General features: G+C 43.1%; 10 protein-coding genes and 2 pseudogenes. 6 read left to right on the forward strand and 6 right to left on the reverse strand.

Annotated features, from left to right (window positions below):
- Window positions 1-223: 223 nt before the first annotated feature.
- The 5 genes and pseudogenes from AB4482_RS09200 to AB4482_RS09220 all read right to left on the reverse strand — a co-directional run bounded on the left by AB4482_RS09200 (window position 224) and on the right by AB4482_RS09220 (window position 4,000).
- Window positions 224-667, reverse strand: coding sequence for a lytic transglycosylase domain-containing protein (locus AB4482_RS09200; RefSeq protein ID WP_029203697.1), 444 nt, complete (start codon window positions 665-667; stop codon window positions 224-226).
- Window positions 668-888: 221 nt separating this feature from the next.
- Window positions 889-1,185 carry a hypothetical protein gene (locus AB4482_RS09205; protein WP_016800122.1) on the reverse strand — a complete coding sequence of 99 codons (297 nt, stop codon included), beginning with the start codon at window positions 1,183-1,185 and terminating at the stop codon, window positions 889-891.
- A gap of 99 nt (window positions 1,186-1,284) precedes the next feature.
- A complete protein-coding gene (radC, locus tag AB4482_RS09210; protein WP_016800123.1) occupies window positions 1,285-1,770 on the reverse strand; it encodes a DNA repair protein RadC in 486 nt (161 codons plus the stop codon).
- Between the two features lie 51 nt (window positions 1,771-1,821).
- A complete protein-coding gene (locus tag AB4482_RS09215; RefSeq protein ID WP_102258042.1) occupies window positions 1,822-2,253 on the reverse strand; it encodes a hypothetical protein in 432 nt (143 codons plus the stop codon).
- Window positions 2,254-3,431: 1,178 nt separating this feature from the next.
- Window positions 3,432-4,000: pseudogene (locus AB4482_RS09220) on the reverse strand (transposase).
- A 193-nt stretch (window positions 4,001-4,193) separates the two neighbouring features.
- On the opposite strand from AB4482_RS09220, the gene AB4482_RS09225 reads away from it, so the two are divergent.
- From AB4482_RS09225 to AB4482_RS09250, 6 genes are read left to right on the forward strand one after another with little or no spacing between them, the layout of a single operon-like run.
- Window positions 4,194-5,318, forward strand: a complete 1,125-nt coding sequence (locus tag AB4482_RS09225; protein WP_016800125.1) for an ABC transporter substrate-binding protein — start codon at window positions 4,194-4,196, stop codon at window positions 5,316-5,318.
- The gene (locus AB4482_RS09230; RefSeq protein WP_016800126.1) at window positions 5,311-6,375 is read left to right on the forward strand and encodes an iron ABC transporter permease; all 1,065 of its coding nucleotides are present in this window, start codon (window positions 5,311-5,313) and stop codon (window positions 6,373-6,375) included. Before AB4482_RS09225 ends, AB4482_RS09230 begins: the two co-directional genes overlap by 8 nt.
- A complete protein-coding gene (locus AB4482_RS09235) occupies window positions 6,375-7,142 on the forward strand; it encodes an ABC transporter ATP-binding protein (protein WP_017100973.1) in 768 nt (255 codons plus the stop codon). The genes AB4482_RS09230 and AB4482_RS09235 overlap by 1 nt, the downstream gene beginning before the upstream one ends.
- Before the next feature lie 8 nt (window positions 7,143-7,150).
- On the forward strand, window positions 7,151-7,930 hold the full coding sequence (locus AB4482_RS09240; RefSeq protein WP_016800128.1) for a hypothetical protein: 780 nt from the start codon (window positions 7,151-7,153) through the stop codon (window positions 7,928-7,930).
- Window positions 7,927-9,201: an opine metallophore biosynthesis dehydrogenase gene (locus tag AB4482_RS09245; RefSeq protein ID WP_017100974.1), complete on the forward strand. Its 1,275-nt coding sequence runs from the start codon at window positions 7,927-7,929 to the stop codon at window positions 9,199-9,201. The genes AB4482_RS09240 and AB4482_RS09245 overlap by 4 nt, the downstream gene beginning before the upstream one ends.
- 11 nt (window positions 9,202-9,212) lie before the next feature.
- Complete coding sequence (locus AB4482_RS09250; protein ID WP_016800130.1) at window positions 9,213-10,058, forward strand: DMT family transporter; 846 nt, start codon at window positions 9,213-9,215, stop codon at window positions 10,056-10,058.
- 99 nt (window positions 10,059-10,157) lie between these two features.
- Here AB4482_RS09250 and AB4482_RS09255 read toward each other — a convergent pair.
- Window positions 10,158-10,661 (reverse strand): annotated as a pseudogene (locus AB4482_RS09255) (IS5 family transposase); the annotation flags it as partial.

Consider the following 10,661-nt stretch of genomic DNA (forward strand, 5'->3'; position numbering starts at 1 on the left):
TTCGATTTAGCGTGGTGTGTGGTCACCAACTCAACTAACCAACAACTCAGAACGAATGATCTGAGTTCCTTAATCAAAGCGACGGGAAAAACTGACAGCGAAAGACAAAAGCCGACCAGGTGGCGAATGAATCTGACGAACGAGGGATGCGGGGATCTGGAAATTGAAGGAAGAAAGCGAGAGGAAAAGCCAAAGACATTGCACCGTTATGGTGCAAAGCCTTTTATTGAACGTTCATCTTAAAATAAACCGATTGGACTTTTTGGATGTATATTTTTCTGGCGTTCTCGGTGCGTTTTGAAAAACCCGCATTATAAGCGCCGACGCTGTTCCAGTTATAACCATGACTAGAAAAATTAGAACTTAATACCCACGCGCCAAGATGAACATTAAAACAAGGGTTATAGATGCTTGTTTCATTCACATTAAATTCGGATAGTCGATCAAACCAATGGGAATTAATTTGCATCAATCCAAAATCACGACTGATCACTTGACCGGTTTTGTTTTTATTTTCATTATACGCATTCGGTTTTAGGCTGCTCTCTACCGTTGCAATGGATTTTAAAAGCTGTGGATCGACATTATAAAATCTCCCTGCCTCATCAAAGCAAAAAGCCCAACCGAAACACGGCGATAGCAAAGAAAGGTAAAGTAATGGTTTCATCATAAAAAGCCACCTATCAGCCACAAACCCACAAAGTGACACCATGAAAAAGCAATAGAATCAAACATCGAGCAAATAGGCGTACTGTGGTACTGAGAGCGGTATTGGCGACCGCTTGCGGTCGAGCCTTTGGCTCAAATTCTTTTAGCGCGAGCGTTGAAGCGTTCGGACAAAAAAAATGCCTCTAGGATAAGAGGCATTTAAGAAAACATATTTGAATATTAAACGTTGATATGACTGCCAACCCAAAACGCGGCACCGGCTACCGTCGCAATCATAGCGAAGGCTGTTGCAATAATGAGATTTTTAAGGGAACTCACTTCATTACGAACTGTGTCGATTTTATCTGAAAGCTCATTACGAACTGTGTCGATTTTATCTGAAAGCTCATGACGAACCGCTTCGATCTTCTGATCGAGTTCTTTACGCGTATCATTTAACTGCTCTTGAGTGGCAGCATGAGCGGTTAGGTTGATCAGCTCTTCAACGCTTAATGTGACTTTGCTTGATTCAGACATAGTAGAAACCTTATTTAATTGCTTACAGTTTATAGCATTATGATGAGGAAGTCATTCACGCCAGAATAGGCGTAAATGAGAGACATGTTTCACTAATGGCTATATCCAACCACGCTCCACAAACGACACCACATCTTCAAAAGACACCACGAAATGATCGAGAACTCGAATATCAACCAAGGCTAACGCGTCGGTCAGTCGTCGAGTAATACGTCGATCGGCTTGACTGGGTGTGGCATCACCGCTGGGATGGTTATGATAAAAAATGACCGCGCTTGCATTTGTGGCCAGTGACTCTTTGACCACTTCACGCGGGTAAACGGATGCGGTGTCAATGGTGCCGTTAAACATCTCTTTTGTGCGTAAAACTCGATGCTGACTATCAAGAAAGATCACCCCAAACACTTCGCTTTCATTGGAAGCAAGTGAAGCCTGACAAAATGACTTCACCAATTCAGGGGAATTGAGTGGCGTCTGCTCTGACACAAACAACTTAGATTTTAAAATGCTCGCGGCATGGTGCAAGATATCTTTTTCTTCTACAGAGAAAAGGCTGTGATTAGAGTAGTTAGCAAGTACAGACATAATAGATCCCTTTTAATATTTAAAGTCGTGATGGGCGGCGCTCAGTCCGTGTTATTGGCCATACAAGATAGTCAGAAGATCTTTCGCTCTCGCTTGATGCTTAGCGGTCGTTTCAACGTTTCTCTCTTCTTTTTTCGCATAGGCGTAATCTTCTCGCATCTGTTTCACAGTCGTAGCTCTATCACATACGCCAATACTCACCCCTTTTCCTTTATTTCCTTCCTCCAAGATCAAAGAGTCGGTATAACCAAACTCATTAAGTAAAATCTCATGCACTTTAACCGCTCGAACGCTCGAATTAAAGTCCGTTGAATTCACCCAAATAAGTCCCTTTGAAACAGTCGCGGAAACGGTCGAACGCACTGCACGTTCAACGACCTGGCAGGAGATATCATTTTTTGGTGAGCTTTCGTGCCCAGCGGCGAAACGCTGGTCGCTGAACATCGATTTAGAGAGAGTTGGGCTTGAGTTTCGTTGTGCCATGAGGAGTTTCCTTTTTGTTTGAGTATCACTTTTATGGAGCCGCTTGGCTGTCCGGCAAGCGCTCATGGTTCTCAATAACAAGGGCGCGAAGCGTTCATATACCCTTGTTATTGGGGCTCTGAGCGAGCACGGTAAACAGCCTGCGAGCCCCATCAAATGATGCAAGTCGAAAGGGAAATCGGCACATAAGGCAACAAGCCCTTACTCGAACTTAATGGAGGTCAGTGAAATGAGTGAGGAGGTACGACGAACAGCAACGAGGAAGACTGACGAGGCGCAGGCGTTTAGGGTTGTACGATAGGAGCTTGTAGAGAAGCACCTTCTGGTGCGGCACGCAGTGGCTCACTAGGGTGATGCCAATCTAGGCCATAGATGAAAGCTCCAAGAGAAAGCCTTGCCCGAAGGATCACGCCTAAGGAAAGAGCACCTCATTATTTCTCACCCCACGTAAAAAACTAAGAAGCAATAAGCTAAGAGATAAGAAGCCAAGAATGAGGATTATTTAAATACATTTACCCGTCAGTAAGTCACTAGAATGGGTATATCGATACTGCCACCTTGCTCACTGTAACTCCCTTTTGAGAGCCAAAGGTCAGCGTCCCTTTTTCAAAACGAGCATTAATGGTCTCAAGCGCTCGATTAAGCTCTAACTTGTTAGAGTTAGCCCCAAATCAGTCAAGCCAGTTTCTAAGTTAATGTATATACGTCTATAAGTAAGGCAAACACTTGTCGTATTTTCCAGTAGGAATAAAAACAGATATCGTCCTTACCTCACTTTTTTGAGACCTCACCTTAGTCATCACTTCAGCGCTGTAATGTACTATTTCTCCAAATAGCACATCCGTTTCTCTTAATCGGTCCCGATAACTTAGTTCAACTGATTTACGCAACAAAGAAATATCAAAATCCTTCATACGTGGTGCGAGCCATGTAAATCCAAATCAAACGGTGATGAAAACCGTGCGGTGCTTTATTAAATTATTCATATGTGTGCTCTACCCTTTGCCACTTAGAGTAGTTATATCAAGATATTTAGTTATAGTGCGTTAATGACACAATGCCTTTCTAGCGTAAATCAATTTTAATTAAGCCAAGAAATTATTTACACCTTCGCAATAATTATTGGCTTTGTTGCGTAATTCAGTTTAGAAACAGAGTCTCCCCGTTTCTCATGCTTTTTAGTCAATACGACAAGTTTCAGGCATACCTAACCCAGTAAGCTTGTTCAACGGTTTTATCATCGCGTAAGTTTCACCCACCTGTGAATTGTAATTTCTTAAGCTCAATCGCCCTCCTAACAACTGTTTTACTCGATACATCACTGTTTCTGATAGTGAACGTCTGTGGTATCCATACCGCTCTTTCCAATACTTATTTGAGCCGTATAACTTCTGGCAACCCACGGCGAGATTTCGAGGGTGACCACGCTCCCAGAAGGCTGCTCCTTCTCTTGGGGGAATAAGCGCAACGGCTCGCTTAATCTTAATAGCAGCGTGGCACACTCTCGTGTCGTACGCGCCATCGCCAGACTCTACGCTTGCCATCCGTCTCGTGTTTTTTGACTTTTCATGAGTGCTGTCGTGATAGCTAAATCACTGAATCGACGTGGCCTACCGCGCTTATTCTGTTTGCTTTGCGCCCAACCGCTTATTGCCTCTTCATCAATCCAAAAAGTCAGAGAGCCACGGTTAATGAGCGATTGGTTGTATTGCTTCCTGTTGGTTGTTTTGTAACGAGGTTTAGACATAGAGCTACGAGAGAGGGTGGACGTAGCTGATCATATCGTAGGTTCTTGATTTAGTTCCATTGAATTACGCAACAACAAATCCACCTAGCTTTATTATTTATATTTAATAGATATAAATAATAAATATATATCTTTTCAACCCTAGAACCATTGTTACATTATAACAATTAATGTTCTATTTGAGGTCGAGGGAATGAAAGGACACCTTTTAAAAGTAAAAGCACTTTTTTTGGCAACTTTGGCTTTGGGTGACATGGCCTCTGCTTCTACAGCTCTTCAGTTCAAAGACGTGCTCGGTAGAAACATCTCTTTAGAAAAGCCGGCAGAAAAAATTTTCCTAGGTTTTTATTTTGAGGATTACCTAGCGATCGCTGGACCAGATGCTTACAAAAAAGTGGCTATTTTCCCAAGACACTCTTGGAAAGATTACCGTCAATCTCAATGGACCACCTATAAAAAAATCATTCCTGAGTTAGAAACGATTATTGATTCAGGTTCTCTTTATACAGGTACTTTTGATTTCGAAAAACTCTTGTTAACTAAACCTGATGTTGCACTTCTTGCGGCGTGGCAATATCAATCCCTTGGTGAAAAAGTTGAAATACTTGAAAAGAATGGTATCAGAGTTGTCGTTGTAGACTTCAATGCTCAAACGCTTGAAAAACACGTCATTAGCACACGTGTTATAGGCAGAGTAATGGGGACAGAAGGACGCGCTTCATCGATTGCAACGGAATACGAAAACACAGTAAACATGGTTAAACAACGTGTTACGAGGCATCTGGAAAACCACACGGCACGCCGTGTGTATGTGGAAGCAGGTACAGGTGGACCAAATGAATACGGTAAATCTTACTCGACGACAATGTGGGGCAACCTTTTGACAATGGCGGGGGCCGATAACCTTGCCCATGGGATGTTTGAAGGTTCTGCCCACCTAACGCCTGAATATATCTTGAGTCAAGATCCAGAAGTGATCTTTATATCCGGTGCTCACTGGGTTAAACATAACGACAGCGCCCTGCTTGGTTTCAACAGCACAATGGAAGAAGCGCAAACTAGATACCGCCCCTACCTAAATCGTGCTGGCTGGAATCAACTGACGGCAGTTAAAAATGGTGACGTCTACGGTATATACCACTCAGGAACACGTACTATTTACGACCACGTTTTCTTGTTGTATCTAGCAAAGTCTATTTACCCAGAAGCATTTAAAGATATTGAACCTAAGAAATTGCACCAAGAATTTTTTAGGAACTACATGCCGCAAGCGCTCAAAGGCACTTTCATGATTCAGGTGGGCGTAACTCATGAATGAAAGCATGAAAGCATCGTCTGACCTGAATCATTCCAGCGGCGCTATTTATCAAAGAATGCAGAAGCAAAGAATTAAGATTTTGCTAGGCGCTTTTCTGGCAACGAGTTTTTCCGCTTTATTCGATCTTGGTACTGGCTCATCGTGGCTAGGCATTGAACAAGTTGTTGAAGCCCTCCTAGGTGGTCCCTCTGGTGACAGCTTATCAACACTTATTGTCTGGCAACTTCGGTTACCCATCACTCTCACCTGTCTTATGGTTGGCGCCTCACTCGGCCTCGCTGGCGGTCTAATGCAAACCCTCTTAGCCAACCCACTTGCCAGTCCGTATACCCTTGGTATCTCTGCTGCTGCTGGATTTGGTGCAGCCATAGCTTTTTTAACCGGTTTTTCAGTATTTGGTTTGCATTGGTTAGGCGTGCCGTTTGCCGCTTTCTTGACATCTGGATTAGCGAGTATGGCGATCTATATAATTGGTCGCAGCCGACATATGGACGCAAAAATCCTGATTTTGGCAGGTATTGTCGTTCTCTTCTTTTTCCAGGCTTTACAGTCATTAATTCAATATTTGGCATCACCAGAAGTGCTGCAGCAAATTGTTTTTTGGTTATTTGGCAGTCTACTGAAGGCGAGTTGGTTGTCCTTCTTTGTTTCAGGAGCCGTTTTCCTGTTCGGTTTGGTCTTTGCGTTATCTAAGGTATGGGCACTCACCGCCCTCACTTTAGGCGAAGAGCGTGCACTCGCCTTGGGAATAAAGACCAGCAAGTTAAGACTACAGATGTTTTTACTGTGTTCCTTATTAACTGCAGGAGCAGTGTCGTTTGTCGGAACCATTGGTTTCATTGGTTTGGTTGCTCCTCACCTAGCAAGAATGCTAATAGGCGAAGATCAGCGTTTCTACTTACCTTTGGCGGCATTAATGGGAGCGTTGCTTTTATGTACCTCGTCTCTTGTTGCTAAGTTGATTGTCCCAGGCACTATCATACCAATTGGTATCGTCACCTCCTTAGTCGGTGTGCCGATCCTTCTTTATTTTCTGATAAGCAGGAGGTTTATCTAATGACGTCGCTTTCAATAGAAAATCTTGCCGTTCCAATTGGAAGAAAACTCGTTTTAAAGAAGGTAGATGCCCACTTTTTGGGTGGCAAATTTACCGCCATTTTAGGGCCCAATGGCGCAGGAAAAACGACATTGCTCAAAGCTATCATGGGCATCATTCCTTCTGATGGGAAGATTAATTCAAGTGGGGAGGACGGGCTGAGATTACCGCTACAATCCTTCTCGTACCTATGTCAACTCAACAAATCTCCCTGTCAATTAACGGTTATTGAGTTTGTCTTACTGGGCTTGGTTCATCAACTGAGCTGGAACATCACATGTGAACAAGAACAAAAAGCAGACGCCATCCTTGATTATCTAGGTTTGAGAAATCTCGCCCTTAGACAGTTTTCTCAACTAAGCGGTGGTCAGCAACAGCTGGTTTCACTGGCGCAATCTCTTGTTGCTGAGCCCAAGGTATTGCTCTTAGATGAACCAACAAGCGCCTTAGATCTCAAGCATCAAGTCCAAATTTTAGACCTTGTTCGTCAATATACCCGAGCCAAAAATATCATCACAATTGCGGTCCTACACGACCTCTCTCTCGCTGCTCGATACTGCGACCATCTTCTCTTAATGAATGATGGTGAAGTTCAATATTGCGGTAAACCAGAAGACGTGCTCGATTCTGAAAGGCTGGGGAAAATCTATCAGATTCATGTGGACGTAGGTTGTTGCGTTCATGGACATACCCACGTCACCCCAGTTCGAGCCCTTAAAACAGATTAGGCATTCTTATGGCAATGAATAAAAGGCAATATCACTTATTAGTTTCTCTATCCACGTTTGAATCTCAAATTCAAACCCTGACTCATTACAGCCTTGAAAATTGTGAATGTTTTGTCCTTTTGCAAGAAAAAATTGATGAGTTTTGCGCTTGGATTTTGCAAGAAAATTTTAAAACCATTAGCGATGATTTTGATATGACCCCTGAGTACGATCGTTTAATCAAGCAGCTTCGTGAAACTGCTGTAAAAGCTCTGTGTTTATTGGAAAAACATCAGTCTCAGTGTGCCAGAGAGCATCAAATCGACATCAGCGAATATTTATACCAACTTTCTGAAAACACAAAAATTGAACTAAAAAAAGCAGGAATTGAAAGCAACTCTCGAGTCCTGTTTATTGGCTCAGGGTCCTATCCGGTTTCTGCTTTCACTATATCTCAGAGCACAGGCGCTCTCGTGCACGGTATAGATCTTGATGAGCAGGCAGTGAAAATGGCCAACCAACTCAACTTGTCAACCACTTTTAGCTGCAAAGATCTAATCACTGAGTTTGCCTCTTTCCGGCCAACTCATGTTGTAGTAGCCTCTTTAGTGGAACATAAATGGGAACAACTCAGACAGCTTAGACCTCATCTTAACCACTCTCACCGAGTATTAGTTCGATTCGGTAATGGTTTAAAGTCCGCCTTCAATTACCCTTTCAACCCAAACCTAATGGATGGGTGGGAAACACAACAGATCCATAACGATGCAGCGATATATGACACCGTCTTGATGGAGCGCGCAAAATGACTCTTTCATTAGGAAAAGTGTTAATCGTTGGCACAGGGCCAGCCGCATTTCAGACAGCAAAAATCATCAGAAACCAGTGCGAGCAACTTGGGTTAGTAAACCGCTCATCAGAGCGCTGGCAGCCGATGTTCGAAAGCTTACACAACGAACGTATTGCGCATATTTTCGCTGCCAAATCCTCTTTGAAGCGAATGGCTGGGCAGGTGATATTTGATGCGGTTTTTGAAGATTTACGCGATGTAAGCGGACAATGGGATACGTTGGTTCTGGGCACCCCATCTCATGCTTATTCAGCGGTTCTATTGGCTTTACCTAAATCGTGTTTGAGTTCCACAAAAATAGTAGTCCTCATTTCATCCTTATTTGGTGGGCACCGGATTGTAAAAGGCTTGTTTTCAGAACTGAATTTAACCCCCAACGTACTGATATTTTCCAATTACTTTGCGGCCACTAAATTTATAACGGAACAAGCTGGCGTTCGTGTCCTTACCAAAGCGGTTAAAAAACGTATTTATGCTTACTCAAGTAAAGAAAAATGCCCTGTCCTAGAGCTACTGACTCAAACTTTAGCGGATATCGGTGTTGAAGTTGTCGAGTTGGAAAATGGGTTTAGCGTAGAAGGACGAAACATTACCTCTTTCGTTCATCCCGCATTTTTTATGACCCCTTTCTCGCTCAATCATATCTTAAGTGAGACGAGAGAAGTTAAGTACATGTACAAACTTTTCCCTGAGGGACCGATCACAACCGAAACCATCCACATTTTGGTTGAGCTATGGCGCGATATATCAAGATTGATACTTCACTTTAACGGAACACCATTTAACTTGTTACAATTTCTCAATGATGACAACTACCCTGTGCATCCAGAAACCATTCGTCGTCGTCAAATTGAGCAGTTTATGTCGCTCACTCCAATAGCGCAGGAATATTTGGTTTACGTACGATACAGCGCGATTCTGATCGATCCTTTTTCTAAGCCGGATGAAAATGGGTGCTACTTCAACTTCTCTGCCGTGCCCTATGCCAAAGGTAAGGTGGAAAAAGGCAAGTTGTCTTTACCTCGAATACCTAAAGAAGATATACAGAATCTTTACTGGCTTCAAGTCTTAGGCAGAGCGCATGGGATTGCATTACCGAGCGTTAACCGTGTGCTAGGTATATTCGAATCTTGGTTAAGTAGCTCTCAACTCCCTCACCATTTGATTGAAGAGTCCCGCACTCAAGCGCACCAATACCTTGGTTGGGTGCGTCTATCATACGACCTTTAAAGAAACCCATCATGAACAACGGTGTAGCGTTAACTATATTTTCTGCGTTCATTTTTAGTGTCATGAACGCACTTATTAAAGCGGCCAGTTTGACGATTCCAAGCTCTGAAATTGTCTTCTTCCGAAGCGCAATAGGAACCGTTCTGATTTTAGGTTTAATGTGGAAAGCGAGTATCAGGTTTTCTACCACGGGCATACCAATGCTTTTGCTTCGTGGCCTGTTTGGGGCGTTTTATCTGCTCGCTTTTGTGTACGCGATTACCCACATGCCGCTAGCGGACGCCGTGATTTTGGCTTACCTGTCCCCGTTCTTCGTTATATTACTTTCCAACCTAATTTTGGGAGAAAAAGCCCCTAAAAAAGTAGCATTCCTTTTTCCGCTCACTTTGGTTGGAGTTACCTTAATTGTAAATCCATTTAGCTTCGACACATTTAATTTGTATGCCCTCTCAGGGGTGGCGAGTGCTTTTTTTGCGGCGGCTGCCTCTATCACTATTCGCCACCTGAGTAAGAGGCACCATATTTACGAGATTGTGTTTTATTTTCTTTTCACTTCGATGTTGGTATCCGGTTACTTGATGAGGGATGAGTTTGTGGTTCCACAGGGAATTGCGTGGATTTATCTAATTGCCATTGGTCTTGTTTCGCTCATTGGGCAAATTTTCCTAACAAAGGCATTCAGTCATGAAAACGCCGCTGTAGTTGCAGTCACCCGCTATATCGGCTTGGTCTTCAATATACTTTGGGGGGTTATTTTTTGGTATGAAATCCCTAGTTGGATGAGCACATGTGGCGTTCTTATAATAATAACAACATCTATTTCCCTCTCGCTAAAGAAAAAAAATATTATTCAATGATCTGAGTACCACCTAGAAAACAAACTAATCAAAGAGAGTAGGGAAGGCTTTGTTGCGTAATTAAATTTAGAGATAGATGCACCCCGTTTCGCATACTTTTTAGTCAATACGACAAGTTTCAGGCATACCTAACCCAGTAAGCTTGTTCAACGCTTTTATCATCGCGTAAGTTTCACCTACCTGTGAATTGTAATTTCTTAAGCTCAGTTGCCCTCCTAGCAACTGTTTAACTCGATACATCGCTGTTTCTGAGAGTGAACGTTTGTGGTATCCATACCGCTCTTTCCAATACTTATTTGAGCCGTATAACTTCTGGCAACCCACTGCGAGATTTCGAGGATGACCACGCTCCAAGAAGGCAGCCCCCTTCTCTTGGGGGAATAAGCGCAACGGCTCGCTTAATCTTAATAGCAGCGTGACATGCTCTCGTGTCGTAAGTACCATCACCAGACACCTCAAGGATACTTCGGCGTGTTTGTTTCAGTAAGTTCGAGAGTACTTCCCCATCTCTAACCGTCGATAAACTTAGCTCGGCTGCAATAATTACATGAGTGCTTGTATCGACGGCAATATGAAGCTTTCGCCAGACTCTACGCTTGCCAT

Origin of the sequence: Vibrio sp. 10N.222.55.C7 (assembly GCF_041473335.1) — a bacterium.
Classification (GTDB): domain Bacteria; phylum Pseudomonadota; class Gammaproteobacteria; order Enterobacterales; family Vibrionaceae; genus Vibrio; species Vibrio crassostreae_C.